Source organism: Actinomadura alba (assembly GCF_014323705.1).
GTDB lineage: Bacteria > Actinomycetota > Actinomycetes > Streptosporangiales > Streptosporangiaceae > Actinomadura_C > Actinomadura_C alba.
On sequence record NZ_JABVEC010000048.1, the window covers coordinates 1 to 20,768 of the forward strand.

General features: G+C 71.7%; 18 protein-coding genes and 2 pseudogenes. 7 read left to right on the plus strand and 13 right to left on the minus strand.

From position 1 onward, the window contains the following. The 3 genes and pseudogenes from HKK74_RS35445 to hutH form a co-directional block, all read right to left on the minus strand. Window positions 1–275, minus strand: a pseudogene (locus HKK74_RS35445) (hypothetical protein); the annotation flags it as partial. Between the two features lie 66 nt (window positions 276–341). Then, a complete protein-coding gene (gene hutU, locus HKK74_RS35450) occupies window positions 342–2,015 on the minus strand; it encodes a urocanate hydratase (protein WP_187247796.1) in 1,674 nt (557 codons plus the stop codon). Between the two features lie 8 nt (window positions 2,016–2,023). Next, window positions 2,024–3,589, minus strand: coding sequence for a histidine ammonia-lyase (gene hutH / locus HKK74_RS35455; protein WP_187247797.1), 1,566 nt, complete (start codon window positions 3,587–3,589; stop codon window positions 2,024–2,026). Between the two features lie 152 nt (window positions 3,590–3,741). On the opposite strand from hutH, the gene HKK74_RS35460 reads away from it, so the two are divergent. Next, complete coding sequence (locus HKK74_RS35460; RefSeq protein WP_312882110.1) at window positions 3,742–4,518, plus strand: IclR family transcriptional regulator; 777 nt, start codon at window positions 3,742–3,744, stop codon at window positions 4,516–4,518. 78 nt (window positions 4,519–4,596) lie between these two features. Here the strand turns inward: HKK74_RS35460 and HKK74_RS35465 are convergent, their stop codons facing one another. After that, window positions 4,597–5,532 carry a TetR/AcrR family transcriptional regulator C-terminal domain-containing protein gene (locus HKK74_RS35465; protein ID WP_187247799.1) on the minus strand — a complete coding sequence of 312 codons (936 nt, stop codon included), beginning with the start codon at window positions 5,530–5,532 and terminating at the stop codon, window positions 4,597–4,599. Window positions 5,533–5,765: 233 nt separating this feature from the next. Here HKK74_RS35465 and HKK74_RS35470 point away from each other — a divergent pair, with 233 nt between their 5' ends. Then, window positions 5,766–7,442, plus strand: coding sequence for a carboxylesterase/lipase family protein (locus HKK74_RS35470; protein WP_222723141.1), 1,677 nt, complete (start codon window positions 5,766–5,768; stop codon window positions 7,440–7,442). Window positions 7,443–7,538: 96 nt separating this feature from the next. Here the strand turns inward: HKK74_RS35470 and HKK74_RS35475 are convergent, their stop codons facing one another. The 4 genes and pseudogenes from HKK74_RS35475 to HKK74_RS35490 form a co-directional block, all read right to left on the minus strand. After that, a complete protein-coding gene (locus HKK74_RS35475; protein ID WP_187247800.1) occupies window positions 7,539–8,471 on the minus strand; it encodes an ABC transporter substrate-binding protein in 933 nt (310 codons plus the stop codon). Between the two features lie 77 nt (window positions 8,472–8,548). Further along, a complete protein-coding gene (locus HKK74_RS35480) occupies window positions 8,549–9,226 on the minus strand; it encodes an ABC transporter permease (protein WP_187247801.1) in 678 nt (225 codons plus the stop codon). Beyond that, window positions 9,223–9,897 (minus strand): ABC transporter permease, encoded by a 675-nt coding sequence (locus tag HKK74_RS35485; protein ID WP_187247802.1) that lies wholly within the window; start codon window positions 9,895–9,897, stop codon window positions 9,223–9,225. The genes HKK74_RS35480 and HKK74_RS35485 overlap by 4 nt, the downstream gene beginning before the upstream one ends. 157 nt (window positions 9,898–10,054) lie before the next feature. Continuing rightward, window positions 10,055–10,801: pseudogene (locus HKK74_RS35490) on the minus strand (ABC transporter ATP-binding protein); the annotation flags it as partial. 190 nt (window positions 10,802–10,991) lie between these two features. Here HKK74_RS35490 and HKK74_RS35495 point away from each other — a divergent pair. Further along, window positions 10,992–12,476 carry an aromatic amino acid ammonia-lyase gene (locus HKK74_RS35495; protein WP_187247803.1) on the plus strand — a complete coding sequence of 495 codons (1,485 nt, stop codon included), beginning with the start codon at window positions 10,992–10,994 and terminating at the stop codon, window positions 12,474–12,476. A 33-nt stretch (window positions 12,477–12,509) separates the two neighbouring features. Here the strand turns inward: HKK74_RS35495 and HKK74_RS35500 are convergent, their stop codons facing one another. Beyond that, window positions 12,510–13,523: a LacI family DNA-binding transcriptional regulator gene (locus HKK74_RS35500; RefSeq protein WP_187247804.1), complete on the minus strand. Its 1,014-nt coding sequence runs from the start codon at window positions 13,521–13,523 to the stop codon at window positions 12,510–12,512. A gap of 199 nt (window positions 13,524–13,722) precedes the next feature. On the opposite strand from HKK74_RS35500, the gene HKK74_RS35505 reads away from it, so the two are divergent. Continuing rightward, window positions 13,723–14,625: an amidohydrolase family protein gene (locus tag HKK74_RS35505; protein ID WP_187247805.1), complete on the plus strand. Its 903-nt coding sequence runs from the start codon at window positions 13,723–13,725 to the stop codon at window positions 14,623–14,625. Between the two features lie 6 nt (window positions 14,626–14,631). Further along, window positions 14,632–15,129 carry a cysteine dioxygenase gene (locus tag HKK74_RS35510; RefSeq protein WP_187247806.1) on the plus strand — a complete coding sequence of 166 codons (498 nt, stop codon included), beginning with the start codon at window positions 14,632–14,634 and terminating at the stop codon, window positions 15,127–15,129. A 10-nt stretch (window positions 15,130–15,139) separates the two neighbouring features. Here HKK74_RS35510 and HKK74_RS35515 read toward each other — a convergent pair whose 3' ends face one another. Then, window positions 15,140–16,267, minus strand: a complete 1,128-nt coding sequence (locus tag HKK74_RS35515; protein ID WP_187247807.1) for a TDT family transporter — start codon at window positions 16,265–16,267, stop codon at window positions 15,140–15,142. A gap of 95 nt (window positions 16,268–16,362) precedes the next feature. Between HKK74_RS35515 and HKK74_RS35520 the strand changes: the two genes are divergently transcribed. Further along, a complete protein-coding gene (locus HKK74_RS35520) occupies window positions 16,363–17,289 on the plus strand; it encodes a LysR family transcriptional regulator (RefSeq protein ID WP_187247808.1) in 927 nt (308 codons plus the stop codon). 104 nt (window positions 17,290–17,393) lie between these two features. Here HKK74_RS35520 and HKK74_RS35525 read toward each other — a convergent pair whose 3' ends face one another. Both HKK74_RS35525 and HKK74_RS35530 read right to left on the minus strand, forming a co-directional pair. Then, window positions 17,394–17,609, minus strand: a complete 216-nt coding sequence (locus tag HKK74_RS35525; RefSeq protein WP_187247809.1) for a hypothetical protein — start codon at window positions 17,607–17,609, stop codon at window positions 17,394–17,396. A gap of 102 nt (window positions 17,610–17,711) precedes the next feature. Beyond that, window positions 17,712–18,878 carry an acyltransferase family protein gene (locus HKK74_RS35530; RefSeq protein ID WP_187247810.1) on the minus strand — a complete coding sequence of 389 codons (1,167 nt, stop codon included), beginning with the start codon at window positions 18,876–18,878 and terminating at the stop codon, window positions 17,712–17,714. A gap of 105 nt (window positions 18,879–18,983) precedes the next feature. On the opposite strand from HKK74_RS35530, the gene HKK74_RS35535 reads away from it, so the two are divergent. Next, a complete protein-coding gene (locus HKK74_RS35535; RefSeq protein ID WP_187247811.1) occupies window positions 18,984–19,721 on the plus strand; it encodes an SGNH/GDSL hydrolase family protein in 738 nt (245 codons plus the stop codon). A gap of 12 nt (window positions 19,722–19,733) precedes the next feature. Here HKK74_RS35535 and egtD read toward each other — a convergent pair whose 3' ends face one another. Next, on the minus strand, window positions 19,734–20,687 hold the full coding sequence (gene egtD, locus HKK74_RS35540; protein WP_187247812.1) for an L-histidine N(alpha)-methyltransferase: 954 nt from the start codon (window positions 20,685–20,687) through the stop codon (window positions 19,734–19,736). Window positions 20,688–20,768 lie beyond the last annotated feature (81 nt).

Sequence of the window (20,768 nt, forward strand, 5' to 3'; positions counted from 1 at the left end):
TCATGCACTTGTTCGCGCACCCCCGCGTCCCCCTCAAGGACCGGCGCACGCCGTACACCATCGTGATCACGCGGTCGTCCGCGTTCCGGCCGCCACCAGGCGAACAGGTTGCCGTTGCGGTCCTGCTCGACCTCGAGGCCCCGCTGCCGCGCCTGGTCGACGAACCACGCGCGGCACTCCAGCTCCGCCGGCCGCCAGGCGTACCGGTGATAGCCACCGGTCGCCGCGTCACGGCCGATCGGCAGCAGTGAGGCCCACATCTGCTCGAAACTCATCGAACCCCCCTCTCCAGCCGTGATCATGCAATTGTTCGCCCCGCCATCACGCGAACAACTGCATGATCACGACGGCTGAGCGGGCCGGTCTCGCATGGGGATGCGGACTCCGCCGCGGTCGGCGGCGCGGGCGGCGTCCTCGTAGCCGGCGTCCACGTGCCGGATGATGCCCATGCCGGGGTCGTTGGTGAGCACCCGCTCCAGTTTCTGCCCGGCGAGCGGCGTGCCGTCCGCCACGCACACCTGGCCCGCGTGGATCGACCGGCCGATGCCGACGCCGCCGCCGTGGTGGATCGACACCCACGACGCGCCCGACGCCGTGTTGACGAGCGCGTTGAGCAGCGGCCAGTCGGCGATGGCGTCCGAGCCGTCGGCCATGCCCTCGGTCTCGCGGTAGGGCGAGGCGACGGATCCGCTGTCGAGGTGGTCGCGGCCGATGACGAGCGGCGCGCTGATCTCCCCCCGAGCCACGAGGTCGTTGAACACGGCGCCGGCCTTGTCGCGCTCGCCGTAGCCGAGCCAGCAGATCCGCGACGGCAGGCCCTGGAAGCGCACCTTCTCCCCCGCCATCCGGATCCAGCGGGCCAGCGGCTCGTTGTCCGGGAAGAGCTCCAGGACGGCCCGGTCGGTACGGGCGATGTCGGCCGGATCGCCGGACAGCGCGGCCCACCGGAACGGGCCCTTGCCCTCGGCGAACAGCGGCCGGATGTAGGCGGGCACGAACCCGGGAAAGTCGAACGCGCGGCCGTAGCCCGCGAGCTCGGCCTCGCCGCGGATCGAGTTGCCGTAGTCGAAGACCTCGGCCCCGGCGTCCTGGAAGCCCACCATGGCCTCGACGTGCACGGCCATGGACTCCCTGGCCCGCCGGATGAACCCGTCGCGGTCCTTGTCCCGCTCGGCCGCCATGTCCTCGAAGGCGACGCCGCGCGGCAGATACGTGAGCGGGTCGTGCGCCGAGGTCTGGTCGGTCACGACGTCGATCGGGGCGCCGCGGCGGAGCAGTTCGGGGAAGACGTCGGCGGCGTTGCCGAGCAGCCCGATCGACAGCGGACGGCGCGCGTCACGAGCCTCGACGGCCAGCCGCAGCGCCTCGTCGAGGCTCTCCGCCCGGACGTCGCAGTAGCGGTGGTCGACGCGCCGGTCGATGCGGGACGGGTCGCACTCGACACAGATGGCCACCCCGCCGTTCATGGTGACCGCCAGCGGCTGGGCCCCGCCCATGCCGCCGAGACCGGCCGTCAGCGTGATCGTCCCGGCCAGCGATCCGCCGAAGCGCTTGGCCGCCACGGCGGAGAACGTCTCGTAGGTCCCCTGCAGGATGCCCTGCGTGCCGATGTAGATCCACGAGCCGGCGGTCATCTGGCCGAACATCGTCAGGCCGAGCGACTCGAGCCGGCGGAACTCCTCCCAGGTCGCCCACTGCGGCACCAGGTTGGAGTTGGCGATGAGCACCCGCGGCGCCCATTCGTGGGTACGGAAGATCCCGACCGGCTTGCCCGACTGTACGAGCAGCGTCTCGTCGCCTTCGAGGTCTCGCAGGGACGCGACGATGCCGTCGAACGACGCCCAGTCGCGCGCGGCGCGACCCGATCCGCCGTACACGATCAGCTCGTCGGGGTGCTCGGCGACCTCGGGGTCGAGGTTGTTCATGAGCATCCGCAACGCGGCCTCTTGGGGCCAGCCCTTGGCGCTCGGCGTCGTGCCGCGCGGCGAGCGTACGGGACGGGGACCAGCGGTCATGATCTCTCCTAGCTCAGGGGGCCGGTGACGGATTCGGCGGCGGCGACGAGCGAGCCGTCGCGTACGAGTTCGACGGCCGCCTCGATCTCGGGCGCGAGGAAGCGGTCGGGGCCCGGCCCCGGCACCCGCGTGCGCAACGCGGACACCACCGCGCCGGTCGCGGGGCCGGGACGGAGCGGGGAGCGCATGTCCAGTGCGCGGGCCGAGGTGAGGATCTCGATCGCGACCACCCGGGTGAGGCCGTCGACGGAGCGGCGCAGCTTGCGTGCCGCGTTCCAGCCCATGGAGACGTGATCCTCCTGCATGGCCGAGCTGGGGATCGAGTCGACGCTGGCGGGCACGGCGAGCCGCTTGAGCTCGGAGACGATCGCGGCCTGGGTGTACTGCGCGATCATGTGCCCGGAGTCGACGCCGGGGTCGTCGGCGAGGAAGGCCGGCAGCCCGTGAGACCGGGCGACGTCGAGCATCCGGTCGGTGCGCCGCTCGGCCATCGACGCCACGTCGGCGATCGGGATGGCGAGGAAGTCGAGCACGTAGGCGACCGGGGCACCGTGGAAGTTGCCGTTGGACTCGACCCGGCCGTCCGGCAGCACGACCGGGTTGTCGATGGCGCTGGCGAGTTCGCGCGAGGCCACGAGCTCGGCATGGGACAGCGTGTCCCGCGCCGCGCCGTTGACCTGCGGCGCGCACCGCAGCGAGTACGCGTCCTGGACCCGGGTGCAGTCGGCGCCACGGTGCGAGGCCATGATCGGCGAGTCGGCGAGCAGGACCCGCAGGTTCGCGGCGGACGACGCCTGCCCGGGGTGCGGGCGCAGCTCCTGCAGGTCGGCGGCGAAGACCCGGTCCGTGCCGAGCTGTGCCTCGACGCTCATCGCGGCGGCCACGTCGGCGGTCGTGAGCAGCCGGTGCAGGTCGTGCATGGCGAGGACGAGCATGCCGAGCATGCCGTCGGTGCCGTTGATCAGGGCCAGCCCTTCCTTGGCGGCGAGCGTCAGGGGCTCGATGCCCGCCGACGCCATGGCCTCCGCCGCGGGCACGAGCGTGCCGTCCGCGTCGCGTACGTCCCCTTCGCCGATCAATGCGAGCGCGACGTGGGCGAGCGGCGCGAGATCGCCCGAGCAGCCCAGGCTGCCGTACTCGTGGACCACCGGCGTGATGCCCGCGTTCAGCAGCGCGGCCAGCGTGCGCGCCGTGTCGGGCCGGACGCCGGTGCGGCCGGACGCCAGCGTGCGGAGCCGCAGCAGCATCAGCGCCCGGACCACCTCGCGCTCGACCTCGGGGCCGTTGCCGGCGGCGTGCGAGCGTACGAGCGAGACCTGCAGCCGGGCCCGCAGCTCCTCGTGGATGTGCCGGGTCGCGAGGGCGCCGAAGCCGGTGGAGATCCCGTAGGCGGGCGTCGAGCGGGTGGCCAGCTCCTCGACGTGTGCACGGGACGCGGCGACGGCCTCGAGCGCCTCGTCGGTGAGGCGCACGGACGCGCCCTCCCTGGCCACGGCGACGACCTCGTCGAATGTCAGCGCCTTCGGCCCCACGGGGACGGTCGCGGCGGATGTGTCGGTCACGGCGCTCTCCATACCCCTCATTGGAGCGGAGCACGGCACCTCGTGGACCCGCGGAAACCCAAGTTGTGTCTCGAATACGAGACAATGCGCTCTCCCAGGCGCGACAATGGCGGTATGCAGCAGAGAGCCGCCGGGCGCCGCGCGAGAGCCGGGGGCGGGCGGCCGTGAGCCAGGTTCCAGCCGCGAAGCGCACCCTCGCCGTGCTCCGCCTGGTCGCCTCGGCGGCCGAACCGCTGACCGCCGCCGGCATCGCGCGCTCGCTCGGGCTGCCGCGGTCGAGCACCTACCACCTGCTCAGCGCCATGGCCGAGGAGGGATTCGTCACCTATCTGCCCGAGGCGCGCAGGTGGGGCCTGGGCGTGGCGGCCTTCGAGATCGGGTCGGCCTATCTGCGCCAGGGGCCGCTGGAACGGCTGGCCCGGCCGCTCCTGCACCGGCTCGTCGACCGGACCGGCGAGATCGTCCAGCTCGGCGTGCTGCACGGTGCCGAGACCCTCTACCTGCTGAAGGAGCAGCCGCGAGAGCACGCGACGCTCGTGACCGACGTGGGCGTCCGGCTGCCGGCCCAGCTGACCGCGAGCGGCCGGGCGATGCTCGCCCACCTGCCCCCCGCCCAGATCCGCGCGCTGTTCCCGGGCCCGCTGGTGGACCGCACCGGGCATGGGCCGCGGTCGCTGCGGGAGCTGCGACGGGTGCTCGCCGACGAGGCGCGGAGCGGCTGGTCGGCCGAGGACGGCCATGTCACCGAGGGGTTCGCCAGCATCGCCGCCTGCTCGTTCGACCATGTCGGGCATCCGGCCGCGGCGATCACCGTGACGTTCCGCCGGGATACCCGGCCCGAGGAGACCTGGCCCCGGCTGGCGGATCAGGTCCGCGCGTCGGCGGCCGAGCTGACCAGGCGCCTCGGCGGTGGTCACGTCACGCGGCCCGGCCCGGCCTGACCCCGGGCACGGCCGGCTGACACCGCGCACGGCGGGCCGACCCCGACCCGGCGGGCCGACCCCCCCAGCTCGCCCGCGTCACGGCGCCCGGCCGTCGATCAGCGCGGCCACTCCGTCCAGAATCCGCCGCAGGCCGAACTCGAAGAGCGTGTCGAGGTCCATGGACTGCGGGGGCACCGCGGCGAGCAACGGAAAGGCGTTCGAGCCCGCGACCGCCGCCACCGGCGAGTCAGCGGATTCCAGCCATTGCTCGTCGGTGACGCCGGTGTCGGCCCGCGCGTCGACCTCGGCCGCCAGACCTGCCGCGGTCCCCCGTACGAACCCCGCGATCGTGACCGCCACATGCAGCATGGTCACCGGATCGAGGCCGAGCCCGTCGATCGCCCGCATGGTCCACTCGGTGTGGGCCATCGCGTTCGGCGCCGGCACCGGCCGGGTCAGCGAGATCGCCCGCGCCGCCCACGGATGCCGGTGATAGAGCTCCCACTGCCGTCGGGCGGCGAGTTCGAGCCGGGCCCGCCAGCCTCGCGGCATGGGATCGGGCAGCTCGACCTCGCCGAACGCGGCATCGGTGATCAGCAGGACGAGTTCGTTCTTGCCGGCGACGTGACGGTAGAGGGACATGGCGGCGACCCCGAGCTCGGCCGCGACCCGGCGCATGGACAGGGCCCCGAGTCCCTCGGCGTCGGCGATCTCCATTGCGGTCCGCACGATCCGCTCCCGGGTGAGGGCCCCCTGCTGGACGCGGTTCTCGCGGTGCTGCGCGGCGGCACGCCTGATCGGCGCCGACTCGGGCTCGGGCGCCGCCACCACGGTGCCGACGCCGGGCACCGGTCGCACCAGCCCCTCGGCGCGCAGGGCGGTCAGGACCTTCGTCGCGGTCGCCATCGCGACTCCCCATTCCCGGGTGATCTGCCGGGTCGAAGGCACCCGGTCGCCCGGGGCGAGCTCGCCCTGGGCGATGCGACGCCGGATCTCGGCCACGATCTCGATCGAGGGTGGGGATCCGCTCATGGTCTTTCCTCTCGACAGCCGATCGGCGCACTAGTGCACTGGCCGCTCCGACGATAGCGGGTGACGCCATGGCGTCGGACGTGCCCGCCGACGTCGACCAGAGCAGGCGAGCCCAGTCGGCAGTGCACTAGTGCATACCTCTCGCATCTCATCTGTTGTCCCTGGCGATTGCGGTGATAGTGCACTCGCGCTTACTCTGTACGCACACTTGCGGCGGACAGAAGGGTCTCATCATGAAACCGATAGACGGGCCGCCCCGGCGTGCCCTTCGCACGCGTTGGATGGCGGCCGGGTCGGTCGCGGTCGTGACCGCCCTCGTGGCGACCGGTGTGCTGAGCGCGCGTGCCGACACCGGCACCGGGCCGGCCGCCGGTGGCGCGGCGCGGGACCCGGCGATCGTGCGGACCGGCGATGGTCCGGTACGCGGCACCGTCAAGGCCGATCACCGGTCGTTCCAGCGGATCCCGTACGCGGCACCGCCGGTGGGCGAGCTGCGGTGGCGTTCGCCTCGGCCGGCGGCGAGCTGGACCGCCCCGCGCGACGCGACCCGGCCGGGTGCGGGGTGCGCCCAGCTCGCCGGCCTGCCGATGGACGCACCCAGCGAGTCCGAGGACTGCCTGTATCTCAACGTCACCACGCCACGTGACATCCAGGGCAAGAGGCTGCCGGTGATGGTCTGGCTGCACGGCGGCCACTTCCTGTTCGGCCAGGGCGATACCTATGGCGGCGCGTCGCTGGCCGCCCGCGGTGACGTCATCGTCGTGACGATGAACTACCGGCTCGGCGCGCTCGGTTTCCTGGCGCATCCGGCTTTGGACGGGCCGACCCCGGGTGCATCGGGCAACTTCGGCCTGGAGGATCAGCAGGCCGCGTTGCGCTGGGTAGGCCGGAACGCGGCCGCGTTCGGGGGCGATCCCGGCAATGTCACCCTGTTCGGCCAGTCGGCCGGTGCCACCAGTGTCTGCGCCCACCTCGCCGCGCCGTCCAGCGCCGGCCTCTTCCACCGGGTCATCACGCAGAGCAACTCGTGCACCGCGCCCGTCCAGGACCGGCGCACGGCGGAGGCGCAGGGCAGGTCGCTGGCGGCCGAGCTGAACTGCGGCGGGACCGTTCGTACCGCGGCATGTCTACGGGCCAGGCCGGTCGCCAAGGTGCTGAAGGCCGTCGGTTACCCCGGATCCGGCTACGACCCCGGCCCGGTCGCGGGCGGGCCCGTACTGCCCGTGGACCCGGCACGGGCGCTGGCCACCGGCCGGTTCGCCAAGGTACCGGTGATGAACGGCACCACCCACGACGAGTACCGCGGGCAGCTGTGGGGCATGGAGCGGGCCGGTATGAACTGCCCGGGCGGGACTCCCCGCCCCAAGCCGTGCCCGCTCACCGCGAAGCAGTACGCCGAGCAGCTCGAGGCCACCTTCGGCGACAAAGCCGCCGCGGTGCGCGAGAAATATCCCCTCGCCGGCTTCGGCTCTCCGAGTGAGGCGCTGGCCGCTGCCATGACCGACCACTCGTACGCGCGTCCCGCGCTGGACGCGGACAGGCTGTTCGCCCGGCAGGTGCCGACCTACGCCTATGAGTTCGCCGACCGGCAGGCGCCCTTCTTCGCCGGGATCCCGAGGACCACCTTCCCCGCGGGGGCCTACCACCTCGCCGAACTCCCGTACCTCTTCGCCGTCGGATACGCCGACCCGCTCAGCGCCGACCAGCGAGGGCTGTCCGACCAGATGCTCCGCTACTGGGCGCGGTTCGCCCACCGTGGGGACCCGAACGACGCGGCCGCCCCGCGCTGGCCGCGCTTCCAGGCGTCGGACCGGTACGTCCAGTCGCTGGCCCCGGGGCACGGCGGGATCGGGCCGGCCGACTTCGCCAAGGATCACCACTACGAGTTCTGGCACTCCCTCGGCCGGTGACCGGTCCTGACGACCACCACCGGAAAGCGAACAACCGCATGATCACGGTGGAGAAGTCCCTGCCGTGGTCATGCGGTTGTTCGCGGTGCGCGGGGGTCAGCCGCCGAGGCCGGCCTTCTGCAGCCACTCCTTGGCGACCGCGTCGGCGTCCTCCTTGTCGGTGGACATCTTGTTGTTCATGTCCAGCAGGTCCTGCGTAGTGAGCTTCGCCGAGACCGCGTTGAGCGTGGTCTTGATCGTGTCATTGACCTTGGACGTGTTGACCAACGGGACGACGTTCTGCGCGCTGAACAGGTTCTTGGGGTCCTGCAGCGTGACGAAGCCGTTCTTGCTGATCGCCGGGTCGGTCGTGAAGAGGTCGGCGGCGTCGACGTCACCCTTCTTGAGGGCGCTGACGCTCACCGGACCGGCCACGTCGAGGGACTTGAACGACTTGAACTCCACGCCGTAGACGCTCTTGAGACCGAGCACGCCCTGGTGCCGGGTCTTGAACTCCGGCGGCCCGCCGATGACGAGGTCCTTGGCGACGGGCTTGAGGTCCTCGATGGTGGTCAGCTTGTGCTTGTCGGCGGTGGCCTTGGAGACGGTGACGGAGTCCTTGTCCTCCGCCGCCGCCGGGGTGAGCAGTTCGAGACCGGACGGCAGCTTCTGCTTGAGCTCGGCGTCGACCTGGTCGGTCGTGGTGGCCTTGCTCTCCTTGTCGATGTACGCGAGCAGCGCGCCGTTGTACTCGGGGAGGATGCTCAGCTCGCCGCTCTGGATCGACTTGTAGATCACTTCGCGGGCGCCGATGTTGAGCTTCTTCTGCACCGTGACGCCCTTGGCCTCGAGGGCCTGCGCGTAGATCTCACCGAGCAGGACGTTCTCGGGGAAGTTCGCCGAGCCGACGACGACGCTGCCGCCCCCACCCGCGCCGCTCTGGGTGGGACCGGCCAGCGGGTCGTCGGAGCCCGAGTCACCGCCGCCGCAGGCCGTCAACGCCACCAGCGCGGAGGTCGCCACGGCGGCCAGTCGGATCATTGCCTTCATTGTGAAATTTCCTCTCGGGGGAAATCAGTACAGCTTTGGGACACATCGGTCTGGGCGAGGTCCGCCCGAACTCCTCGCTAGGCCACTCTCCCGCTCTGGCGAACTCCCGCGGGCACCAGCAGCCGGCGGAGCGCGAGGAAGATCCCCGCAACGATGACGGCCAGCAGCACGACGAGGACCGAGCCGCCGACGACGGCCTTGTAGTCCTGCCGCTGGAAGCCGTCGAAGATGTAGCGCCCGAGGCCGCCCAGGCTCACGTACGCCGCCACGGTCGCCGTCGCGACGATCTGGATCGCCGCGGTGCGCAGGCCGAGCAGGATGAGCGGCATGGCCGCCGGGATCTCGACCTTGAACAGCACCTCGGGGCCGGTCATGCCCATGCCGCGCGCGGCGTCCTTGATATCGGCGTCGACGTTGCGGATGCCCTCGTAGGTGTTCACCAGCACCGGCGGTACGGCCAGCGCGATGAGCGCGGTGAGCACCGGGCCGAGGCCCACGCCGTAGATGAGCACGACGAGGATCACGATGCCCAGAGTCGGCAGCGCACGCGCGAAGTTGGCCAGGCTGGCGGCGACGAAGCCGCCCCGCCCGGTGTGCCCGGTCAGCAGGCCGAGCGGCAGCCCGATCGCCGCTGCGATCAGCAGCGACAGACCGGAGTACCACACGTGTTCGAGGAGCCGGGTGGGGATGCCGTCGGTGCCCTGCCAGTTGGCCGAGTCGCTGAACCACTCCCAGAACAGTCCCAGGATGTTCATGCCGTCCCCTTCCGGCTCCGCGCCCACGGGGTGAGCAGCCGTTGCGCCGTCACCAGCGCCAGGTCGGCCGCGAAGGCCAGGATGATCGTGAGCACGATGCCCGCGATGATCGGCGTCGGGAACTCACGCTGCGCGCCGTCGGTGAACAGCTGACCGAGCCCGCCCTGGCCGACGAGCACGGCGACGCTCACCAGGCTGATGCTCGACACCGTCGCCACCCGCAACCCCGCCATGATGACGGGCACCGCGATGGGCAGTTCCACCTGGATCAGCCGCCGCCACGTGCCGAAGCCCATGGCCGTGGCCGCCTGCCGCACCGAGGCGGGCACCTGCCGCAGCCCGTCCACCACGTTCGGCACGAGCACCGCGAGCGTGTAGCCGGTGAGCGGCACGATCGCGGTCCAGCGCGAGTTGAGCCCGGTGAGGTCGAGCATCAGCATGAACAGCGCGAGCGACGGGATCGCGTACAGCAGGTTGGCGCCGGCGAAGACCGGCGGGTACAGCCAGGACCACCGGATCGACGCCACCCCGAGCGGAATCGAGATCAGCAGGCCCAGCACGACCGGCGCGAGCGACAGGAACAGATGTTCACCGGTCAGGTCCACGAAGTCCTGAAGATGGTCGGCGACCCAGTTCCACCGGATCAGCGGCTCACCGTCGACCAATGCCATGGAGGCCATGCGCTCACCGGCCCCCGACCGGGCTGTCGTCGGATCCGCCGGTCGTATCGCCCTCGCCGGCCTTCTCGTCCGCTCCGGGACCGCCGTCCGGACCGGGGCCACCGGCGTCGCCGGACCTGGCCGCGGCCTCTTCGGCGTCGAGCTCACGGAAGAACCGCAGCCGCTTGAGGCCGCGCTCGCCCCCGAGGAAGTCGGCGACGAAGCCGTCCTTCGGGCCGGCCAGCAGCTCGTCGGGGGTGGAGTACTGCGCGAGCTTGCCGCCGACCTGGAACACCGCGATCTTGTGTCCCAGCTTGATGGCCTCGTCGATGTCGTGGGTGACGAACACGATCGTCTTCTGCAGTTCGGCCTGCAGGCGCAGGAACTCGTCCTGCAGGCTCTTGCGGACGATCGGGTCGACGGCGCTGAACGGTTCGTCCATCAGCATGATCGGCGGGTCGGCGGCGAGCGCCCGCGCCACCCCGACCCGCTGCTGCTGGCCGCCGGACAGCTGGTACGGGTAGCGGGAGGCCATGGCGGGGTCGAGGCCCACGCTGTCCATGAGCTCGCGCGCCCGCGCCCGCGCCTTCTTCTTGTCCCAGCCGAGCAGGTACGGCACGGTCGCGATGTTGTTGAGGATCGTGCGGTGCGGGAACAGCCCGGCCTGCTGGATCACGTAGCCGATCCCCCGGCGGAGCTCCGGCGGGTTCTTCGACCGCACGTCGGTGCCGTCGATCGCCACGACGCCGTCCGTGGGGTCCACCATCCGGTTGATCATCCGCAGCGTGGTCGTCTTTCCGCACCCGGACGGCCCGACGAGCACCGTGATCCGACCCGTCGGGATCTCCAGGTCGAGGTCGTCGACGGCCACGGTGCCATCCGCGTAACGCTTCGTGACGCCGTCAAAGGTGATCAGACGACCCACCTCCTCGCCGGCGCCGGTGGACGCCGTGATGTGATCCAGTGCCAAGATGAAGTAAAGCGATACCGCGAACGACCGTACCCAACGATGAGTGCGCACGTCACGACGGCCGATGAGCCTCGCACCGTGGTATGCGGTTGTCCCCTATCTCGCCAGAAATAGTACGAAATGTAACGAGGCTCATGTGACGAGCACCCGAATCGTTATCGACGGCACGGCACTGACCTGCCTTGAAGTGACCCGCGTCGCCCGCGACGACGTCCAGGTGGTGATGTCCGACACCGGCATCGCCCGTGCTCTCGAGTCCTGGAAGGTGGCGCGCGAGCTCACGGGCACCCAGCCCGTGTACGGCCGGACCACCGGCGTCGGCGCCAACCGGCTCGTCGACGTGGAGTGGGACGACGCCGACGTCCATGGACTGCGCCTGCTGCGCAGCCATGCCGCGGGCGCCGGGCCGCTGCTCCGCCCCGAGGTCGCCCGCGCGATGCTGACCGTACGGCTGAACCAGCTCGCGGCCGGAGGCGCGGGGGTCGATCCCGGCGTGCTGCCCGCGCTCGCGGATGTGATCAATCTGGGTCTGACGCCGCCCATCCCGATCTACGGCGCGATCGGCACCGGCGACCTCACAGCGCTCGCCTCGACCGCGCTGTGCCTGCTGGGCGAGCGGTCGTGGATCGGCGGCGACCAGGGCCCCGGCTTTCCTCTGCGATCCGCCGATGCACTCGCGTTCATCAGCTCCAACGCGGCCACCCTCGGCGAGGCGGCGCTGGCCGTGACCGACCTGCGGCGGCTGCTGCGCGCGTCGATCGTCATAGCGGCGCTGTCCCTGGTCGCCGCCTACGGGTCCGCTGAGCCGTACGCCCCGGTGGTCCACGAGGCGTGCCCGCACCCCGGCCAGCAGCAGGTGGCGGCGTCGATGCGGCTGCTGCTGGCCTACGAGGGTTCGTCTCCGGGCCGGATCCAGGACCCGTACGGCTATCGCGCGTTCCCCCAGGTGCACGGCCCGGCCGTGGACTCCGCGGCCTACGCCGAGGGCGTCATCACCCGGGAGATCAACGCCGCCGCGGAGAACCCGCTGATCGACGTGGTCGACCGCGCCGTCTGGCACAACGGCAACTTCCACACCGCCTACGTCGGGCTGGCGCTCGACGCGGCCCGGGCGTCGCTGTTCCAGACCGCCGCGCTGTCGGCGTCGCGGCTCGGCACACTCGTCGAGCCGTCGTTCACCGGCCTGCACCCGTTCCTGGCCGCCACCGAGGCCAGCTCGGGAATCATGATCCTGGAGTACGTCGCCCAGTCGGCGATCGCGGACGTGCGGCGTTACGCGAGCCCCGCGGCCCTCGGCAACGCGGTGCTGTCGCGCGGTGTCGAGGAGCACGCAGGGTTCTCGCCCCAGTCGGCGCGGGCGACCACGGACGCGATCACGGCCTACCGCATCGCGCTCGGCTGCGAACTGGTCGCCGCCATGCGGGCGTTGCGCATGCAGGGGCGCGCGCCCACCGGCGGCCCGCTCAAGGGTGCCTACGACCTGGCCGCCTCGGTGCTCGACCCGCGGGTCGAGGACCGCCCGCTGGACGGTGACATCGCCGTCGCGGCCGACCTGCTGGATCTGGAGGACTTCTCGGCGGGCGTCGCGCCGGGTGAGGCGGGCGTGCCCGGCCTGTGGTGAGGGCGGCCACCCGCGCACGTCATCGGTGCCGCGTCAGTGCCGCGGGGCGCACGGGCCGGTGGAGGACCGGTAGCGCAGGTTCGGTTCGCGCACGATGCGGCGCCGCCTCTGCTTGCCCTCGATGGCGCCGACGACCACCCGTACGGCGGAGTCGACGATGCCGTCGATGTTCCAGTCGACGGTGGTCAGCGGCGGCGTGAGCAGGGCCGACATCGGGTGGCTGTCGTAGCCGCAGACCGAGACGTCGCCGGGCACCGCCAGCCCGAGTTCGCGGGTGGCGGCGTAGACGCCGTAGGCGATGGAGTCGGAGAAGCAGAACACCGCCGTGGGGCGCGGCTCGGCCGACAGGACTTCGAGCGCCACCCGGGTGGCCGCGTCGAGCGCCTGCGGAGCCGTCACGACCGTGATGTCGGCCTTCAGCCGCTCGGCCTCGGAGTTGACGTGGACGTCGGCGGGCCGGTCCGGAGTGCTCGCCCGGGTCGAGGTCAGCACGGCGATGCGGCGGTGCCCGAGCCCGTGCAGATGCTCCAGCGCGAGCGTGACCCCGCGCCGGTTGTCGAAGACGACCTCGCCCCTGGCCTTTCCCCCGTGCAGCGCGTCTCCGATGGAGACCACCGGCAGCGTCTGGCCGAGCTCGGCCCACAGCGGCGCCGAAGGGTCCAGCGGCTGGACGATGATCCCGTCGACCCGCTGGTCGCGCAGCCGCCGGGCGAGTTCGAGCTCGCGCTGGGGGTCGCCGCCCGCGTCGAGGATCAGCGCGTAGCGGTTCCTGGCCAGCAGCGCCCGGCCGATGCCGGTGGCGAGGGTCTGCTGCCAGAAGTCCTCGAGCGAGCCGCAGAGCAGCCCCACCATGTCGCTGCGGCCGCTGGCCAGCGCCCGGGCGATGGGATGGGCCTCGTAGCCCAGCTCGTCGGCCGCCCGGCGTACCCGCTCCTGGGTCTCTTCGGAGGTCTGGATCCCGCGCAGCGCGTAGGAGACCGCCGCCGGCGACAGCCCGGTGGCCTTGGCCACCTCTCTGATGGTCGTGCGGTTGCTCTTGCGAGGCACCCGACCACCATACGGGCCCGCTCTGACATCCGCCGGTAAGGAGTGGGCCGGTGACTTGACGGCGACACCCCTGAACCGGTTCACTGAAACGGTCCAGTGAATCGGTCCACTGATTCGGTTAAGCGGCGATTTCCCATAAAGCCGACTAGCCAAGTGGTAAACCTGTGTCCGAGCCACTGCGGAGAGGAGGAACAGAGCGATGACCGGTACCGATGTCCACCAGCACCTGTGGACGCCGTCCTTCGTGGCGGCGCTCCGGGCGCGCTCCGTGCCTCCGTTCCTGTCCGGCTGGACGCTGCACCTCGAGCACGAGCCTCCGTACGACGTCGACCCGGCCCACCACGACCTCGACGGGCGAGTCGCGATGGCCCGCGCCGACGGCCTCGACCGCGCGCTGGTCTCACTGTCCACGCCTCTCGGCGTCGAATGGCTGCCGCCGCGCGAGGCGAATCCACTGCTCGACGCCTACCACGACGGCGCCGCCGCGCTGCCCGAGCCGTTCGGGGCATGGGCTGCCGCCTGCGTCGACGAGATCGACGCCGGCGCGACCGCCGAGCGGCTCGGCCAGGGGTTCGCCGGCCTCCAGTTGCCGGCGACCGCGCTCGCCGACGCGGCCGGCCTGCGCCGCTGCGCCCCGCTGCTCGACCTGCTCGAGGAGCGCGACCTGCCGTTGCTCGTCCATCCCGGGCCGGTGCCCGAGGACGCCGCCGGCGCGCCGGCCTGGTGGCCCGCGCTCGTCCCGTACGTGCAGCAGATGCACGCCGCGTGGTTCGCCTTCCGGGCCTTCGGCCGCGAGCGCCACCCTCGGCTGCGGGTCTGCTTCGCGCTCCTCGCGGGCCTCGCCCCGCTGCACGGGGAACGCCTCGCGGCACGTGGCGGCGGCCGGGGCGAGGTCGATCCGCTGGCGTTCGTCGAGACGTCGTCCTACGGCACCCGCGGCGTCGACGCCGTCGTCCGCGCCATCGGCGTCGACGTCATCGTCTACGGCTCCGACCGGCCCTATGCCGGGCCACCCGAACGCGCCGACTTCAACCTCGGCGAGGCCGGAGAACACGCCCTCCGCGTCGCCAATCCACGCCGTCTGTTGACCGGAAGGGAGTAACCATCCATGTCCTGGGACGCACTGCCCGCCCGCTCTCTGAGCAAGCATGAACTGAGAGAGCTCGTGGACACGCTCGCCGAGCGGCCGGAGCTCTGGCGGGACCACGTCGTTCACTCGGGCGAGGAGCGGCACTACGCATCCCTCTACCGAGACGAGTACGTCGACGTGTGGCTGCTCTGCTGGAACCAGGACAACGACACCGGCTGGCACGATCACGATCTGTCCTCGGGCGCCGTACGGGTCGTATCGGGCGCCCTCAGGGAGTGCAATCCGCGGATCGGTGGCGAGCACCTCGAGACCGTCGTCGGCCAGGACGTCTCCTTCTGCTTCGGCCCCGACCACATCCACCGTCTGATCGGCGCCGCGAGCGACAGCGTCTCCATCCACGCCTACTCCCCGCCGCTGTGGCGGCTCGGCCAGTACGTGATCACCGATGACGGCGTGATGCGGCGTACCTCGGTGAGCTATGCCGACGAGCTGAGGCCCCTCGACGACGTGGCATAGGCACGGCCGCTCAGGTCTGGGGGGCCGGCAGGAACAGCCGGCCCGTCAGTGCCCCGCGCACAGTGTTCGCGGTCGCGGTCGCCCAGGCGGTGACCAGGAACAGGTACAGGCCCACGGCGAGGACGGTCAGAGCGCCGAGGCCGGTCCGCCCGGCCAGCGCGGCCGCTCCGGTGACGCAGGTCCCCACCGGGAACGTGTAGGCCCACCACGTCATCGCGAACGGCATCCCCCGGCGCAGCGCCCGTACGTTGGCCGTCGCGGCGATCGCCAGCCACAGCATCGCGAACCCCATGACGGGGACGCCGTAGAGCACTGCGAACGCACGCATCGCGGCGGCGTAGCGCGGTGCCGCCGCGCCGGCCGCGTCGGCGAGCTGGCTCACCGCGGTGGTGGACTGGCCAAGCGGGCCCAGTACGAGGAACAGCGTGGGGGTCAGGGTGATCGGCCGGAGCTTGTCGTGGACGAGCCGGGTCCAGATGCCCGGGAGGAACACCAGCGTGCCGAGCAGGCTGATCCCGAACATGGCGTAACAGGCGTACAGCATGCTCGCCCGCGCCTCACCGGCCGGGAGGTGCGGCACCAGGGCCGGGCCGAGCGCCGCGGCGACCATGGGCGCCACGACCGGCAGCAGCCAGGTGGGGTCGGCCGTGCCCGGTCTCACCTCGTACCGGACGATGAACAGGTACGGCAGAGCGCACACGACGGCCAAGGCATAGATCGTCCCGATGCCCCACAGCGCCATGTCCACCGCCACGGCCGCCCTCAGGCCGATGACGTCCCGCCCCACGGCGAGGGTGGCGTAGCCGACGGCGAGCAGCGCCATCGGCGGGCAGCCGTAGAACACCGCCATGCCCGGCCGGTCCAGCAACTGGGCCCGGGCCACCGCCCGATGCCTCAGCAGGTGAACGGCGCGGGCCGTCATGATCGTGAGCAGCAGCGCCGCCGACAGCCCCCACACGACGATCGCGAAACCGCGCTGGCCGGGGACCGAGACCGGCAGCGCGACGGCCCCGCCGGACACGATCGCCGTGCCCATCACCGCGGCGTACCAGTTCGGGCCGAGGTGCCGGAACAACTCGGCACGGCGTTCCGGCGCGGCGAGCGGAGTTCCGATGGCGGGGGGGCTGGTCGTGATCATCCCTCTAATGTGGGTGCCGCTCGGCCGGGTCGGTAGAGGTCACCGCCCTATGGGAGCATAAGTCCCCCTTATGGGCCGCCCCTTACACTGCGTGAATGCGCCTTTCGCACCGCGTTCCCGAACTGGGCGCCCTGGAGCTGCTGCTGGCCGTCGTACGGCTGGGCAGCGTCGGCCGGGCGGCCGCCGAGCTCGGCGTCTCGCAGCCCGCCGCCAGCACCCGGATCAGGTCGATGGAACGGCAGATCGGCATGGCGCTGCTGGACCGCTCACCGAGCGGATCCCGGCCGACCGAGGCCGGGGCCCTGGTCGCCGAGTGGGCGCTGCAGGTGATCGAGGCGGCGCGGGCCCTGGACGCCGGGCTCGGAGCGCTGCGCGAGCACCGCGACGGGCGGCTGCGCGTCGTGGCCAGCCTCACCGTGGCCGAGTACCTCATGCCGGGCTGGCTGCTCGCCCTGCACGAGGCCCGCCCCGGGACGGCGGTGACCCTGCGGGTCGCCAACTCAGCGACCGTCGCCGAACAGGTCCTCGCCGGGCAGGCCGACCTCGGCTTCGTCGAGGGGGCGACGGCGCCCACGGGGCTCGGCTGCGCGGTCATCGCGACCGACCGCCTGCTCGTGGCGGTGGCCCCCCGCCACCCGTGGGCCCGGCGGCGCGGCGAAGTGACCGCGCGCGAACTGGCCGCGACCCCGCTCATCCTGCGGGAGCAGGGGTCGGGTACCCGCGAGGTGCTCGATCAGGCCCTGTCCGAGTACGGGGGGACGGCCAAACCGCTACTCGAACTGGCGTCGACCACCGCGCTGAAGGCGGCGGCCGCGTCGGGCGCCGGCCCGGTGGTCGTGAGCGAACTCGCCGTCGCCGACGAGGTGACGACCGGCCGGCTCGTTGCCGTGCCCGTCGCCGGCCTGGACCTGCGGCGCCCGCTCCGGGCGGTCTGGCCCACCGGTCAGCGCCCCGCCGGCCCCGCGCGCCACCTGCTCTCGCTCACGCGCCAGCCGTCACCCGGACCGGCCGCCGGCGGCTAGAACCGCGTTCGGTGTCGGCGAAAGCACGACTCGGGTGCCCGCCCGTGGTGCGTACGCCGACACTCGGTGAGCCGCCGGTGCGTCCGGTGCGGAGACCGGGGCGGTCAGCAGCGCTGGCGTTTCCAGACCGCGATGCACTCCGCGCAGGTGTCCAGCGGGGGGATGGACGCGTACTCCCCCCGGACGATCATGAGGGCACCACAGTAGGCGATGACCACCGTGCCGACGGGCCGCGCCGGCGGCGCATAGCCGTGTATCACGTCCGCCGGTGGCGTTCGCGTCACGAGGACCGGCCGATAAGCCGCGATCTGCGACGTCACATTTCTACCGTACGTCGCCACCGGTTCCGCGCGCCCCACGGAGCCGGAGATCACAACGGCCCGTGGGCGGCGGGAGCGCCTACTCCCTCATCGCCCGCCCGGTCAGGAGGGGACTCGCGGCCCCGGGCCGCCGACGAGCTCGCCAGAGGGCTCCACCGGCTCGGCCGCCGGTCGCGGAGCCGGGACGGGCTTGGGGAAGTCGATCTCACGTGCGCGGGCCAGGGCGGCGCGCAGCCGGTCCCGCAGCCAGGCGGCGGCGGGCCGCTCCACCAGGCGATGGATCACGTACGCGAGGAGCAGCGAAGCGGCCATGACCACGGCGAGCGCCGCCCAGCGGTTCATCCCCGGGTAGATCCAGTCCAGGACCGGCAGCGCGATCTGGGAGTGCGTCAGGTAGAGCGGGTAGGTGAGGGCGCCGAGCACGGTGAGGCCGCGCCAGCTCAGCCAGCTCAGCTTCCGGATGGCGACCAGGGCCATGATGGCGAAGATGCCGGTGATGACGGCGGCAACGGCGCCGTCGGTCACCCCGGTGAAGACGTTGCCGGCTCGCCAGGCGCCCCAGTGCAGCGCCATCAGCCAGCTCACTCCGACGAAACCCCACAGCAGCAGGGTGGACCCGAAGCGGTAGATGAGGAAGAGGGCCATGCCCGCGACGAAGTAGGCGTTCCACGTCGGGATGACGAGGACCTGCAGCAGCTTGCTCTCGCCCTCGTCGGCGTAGAGGCCGAGGAACAGCCAGGCGGTCATGAACATGATGCAGCGGCGGTAGGTGAGCCCCACGGCCGCCAGCAGCGCGATGAGCACGTAGAAGTGCAGTTCGACCCAGAGGGTCCAGAAGACCGCGTCGACGTTGCCGGTGCCGAGACCGCCCTGCAGCATGGTGAGGTTGGGCAGGACCAGACCCGGTTTTCCCTTCCCGAGCCCCGTCGCCAGGTAGATCACCAGACCCAGCAGGACCGCGGCCCAGTACGCCGGCATCAGGCGGACGATCCGTGAGACGCCGAACTCCCCCGCCGTCCGGCCCCAGACGCTCATCAGGATGACGAACCCCGAGATCACGAAGAACAGGTCGACGCCCAGGTAGCCGTACCGGGTCACCTCGCCGAGGAGGGGGAAGATGTCACGCGACGGGTCCGGCCACGCGCCTCCACCCCCGAACCCGGTGAAGTGAAACAGCAGGACGGCTAGCGCCGCGGCGAACCGCAGCAGGTCCAGTTCCCTCATACGTTCCATCCGCACCGGGGAACCCTGGCGTTCCGGTGTGTCCATCCGGCCACGGTGCCATGACGTGCGGGTAAACGCCACGCGTACGAAAACCGTGATCGGATTAGTCGGTAGGATTCGGCCCGTACCTGGGGAATCGGTGGTCCGTTGATGACATTCGGGGTCAGGCTTCGTGCTGCGCTGCTCTCCTTGCCGGCCACGATGACCCTCGCCGCCTGCAGCATCTCCAACGCCGCCTCGGACGACCGGCCCACGCCCCGGCCGTCGACGCCGGCCCGTACGTCGGTCGTCATGTTCCTCGGCGACAGCTACACGGCGGGCGGGCGGGAGAGCCCGCCCGCCCGCACCTACGCCGCCGACACCGCGCGGCTGCTCCGCTGGCAGGTCATCGTCGGGGGCCGGGGCGGCACCGGGTTCGCGACCCCCGGGAGCAAGCGGGAGCCGTTCGCGGCCCTGTTCGAGCGGCAGCTCTCATGGCGACCGCCCCCGGACATGCTGATCGTGTCCGGGGGGCACAACGACCGGAACAGACCCCCGGCGCAGGTCGGCACCGCCGCCCGGGATCTGCTCTTCCGGGTCAAGGCGCGCTGGCCGGGCACCCACCTGGTGCTGCTGGGCCCGATGTGGGGCACCGGCACACCCGAACCCTCCGTGCTGCGCATCCGCGACGCGCTCGAGGGCGTGGCCCACGAGGTCGGCATCCCCTTCATCGATCCGCTCCGCGAGCAGTGGATCACCGGCGACCTCCGCGACGGCACCGGCAACGCGCCCCACTACATCTTGCGCGACCGGGTCCACCCGACGCCTGCGGGCCACCGTTACATCGCCACACGCCTCGCCGCCGACCTCGAGAGGCTCGACCTCGCTCATCCCGTGCGCCGCCCCTGACCTGCGGGCGCGTCAGGCCGCGGGGCCGGCCAGGACGAGGGCGAAGTCTCCCGCCGCGTCGGTCCAGCACCGGTCGAGGGTGAGCGCGGCCGCTCCCAGCTCGGCCCGTAGCCGCTCCTCGCGGAACTTCGAAGAGATCTCGGTGCGCATCTCCTCTCCCTCGGCGAACCGGACCGTGAGGTCGAGCGCCTCGATCCGTACGGTCTGGTCGGCGGCCGAGCGCAGGCGCATCTCGACCCACTCGTTCTGCGCGTCCCAGACGGCGACGTGTTCGTAGGCCTCCGCGACGAAGTCGCCGCCGAGCCTGCTGTTGATCACGCGGAGAACGTTGCGGTTGAACTCTGCCGTGACCCCGAACGAGTCGTCGTAGGCCCGGACCAGCCGGTCCTCCTCCTTGATCAGGTCCGCGCCGAACAGCAGCGTGTCGCCGGGCGCCATCGTCTCGCGCAGCCCCTGCAGGAAGTGGATCCGCTGCGCGGGGAGCATGTTGCCGATCGTGCCGCCGAGGAAGGCGATGAGCCTCTTGCCCCCGGTCGGCAGCAGGTCCAGGTGCTGTTCGTAGTCGGCCACCACCGCCCGTACGGTGAGCGCCGGGTAGTCGTGCGCGATCTGATCCGCCGCCGCGATGAGGAAGTCACCGCTCACGTCGACGGGCACGTAGTCGCTGAGCGTGCCCCCGAGCGCGTCGAGCAGGATCCGGGTCTTCTCCCCCGAACCCGCGCCCAGCTCGAGAAGGGTGTCCACGCGCGTCGCGATGGCGATCTCGGGGGCGCGTTCGGCGAGGATGGCGCGCTCGGCCCGGGTCGGGTAGTACTCCGGCAGCCGGGTGATGTCCTCGAACAGGGCACTCCCCCGCTCGTCGTAGAACCACTTGGCGGGAAGTGTCTTCGGCTCACCGGTCAGCCCATCCATCACGTCCTGCCGCAGGGCCTTCTCAAGGTCGTCGGCGGTCAGAAAACGATCCATCGGACATTTCTCCTTTGAGCGTGTGGTGAGCTGCGGAAGCAGCCGCGGTCGAGCCGCGGCTTCGCGAGAGTCCGGATCGGG

Bases quoted from the DNA above. Each gene is read 5' to 3' on its own strand.
- HKK74_RS35475 (WP_187247800.1), bottom strand. From the start codon at position 8,471: ATGAAGGCAATGATCCGACTGGCCGCCGTGGCGACCTCCGCGCTGGTG.
- hutU (WP_187247796.1), bottom strand. From the start codon at position 2,015: ATGACCGCTGGTCCCCGTCCCGTACGCTCGCCGCGCGGCACGACGCCG.
- HKK74_RS35485 (WP_187247802.1), bottom strand. From the start codon at position 9,897: ATGGCATTGGTCGACGGTGAGCCGCTGATCCGGTGGAACTGGGTCGCC.
- HKK74_RS35465 (WP_187247799.1), bottom strand. From the start codon at position 5,532: ATGAGCGGATCCCCACCCTCGATCGAGATCGTGGCCGAGATCCGGCGT.
- HKK74_RS35505 (WP_187247805.1), top strand. From the start codon at position 13,723: ATGACCGGTACCGATGTCCACCAGCACCTGTGGACGCCGTCCTTCGTG.
- HKK74_RS35520 (WP_187247808.1), top strand. From the start codon at position 16,363: ATGCGCCTTTCGCACCGCGTTCCCGAACTGGGCGCCCTGGAGCTGCTG.
- hutH (WP_187247797.1), bottom strand. From the start codon at position 3,589: ATGGAGAGCGCCGTGACCGACACATCCGCCGCGACCGTCCCCGTGGGG.
- HKK74_RS35515 (WP_187247807.1), bottom strand. From the start codon at position 16,267: ATGATCACGACCAGCCCCCCCGCCATCGGAACTCCGCTCGCCGCGCCG.
- HKK74_RS35530 (WP_187247810.1), bottom strand. From the start codon at position 18,878: ATGGACACACCGGAACGCCAGGGTTCCCCGGTGCGGATGGAACGTATG.
- HKK74_RS35510 (WP_187247806.1), top strand. From the start codon at position 14,632: ATGTCCTGGGACGCACTGCCCGCCCGCTCTCTGAGCAAGCATGAACTG.
- HKK74_RS35480 (WP_187247801.1), bottom strand. From the start codon at position 9,226: ATGAACATCCTGGGACTGTTCTGGGAGTGGTTCAGCGACTCGGCCAAC.
- HKK74_RS35470 (WP_222723141.1), top strand. From the start codon at position 5,766: ATGAAACCGATAGACGGGCCGCCCCGGCGTGCCCTTCGCACGCGTTGG.
- egtD (WP_187247812.1), bottom strand. From the start codon at position 20,687: ATGGATCGTTTTCTGACCGCCGACGACCTTGAGAAGGCCCTGCGGCAG.
- HKK74_RS35535 (WP_187247811.1), top strand. From the start codon at position 18,984: ATGACATTCGGGGTCAGGCTTCGTGCTGCGCTGCTCTCCTTGCCGGCC.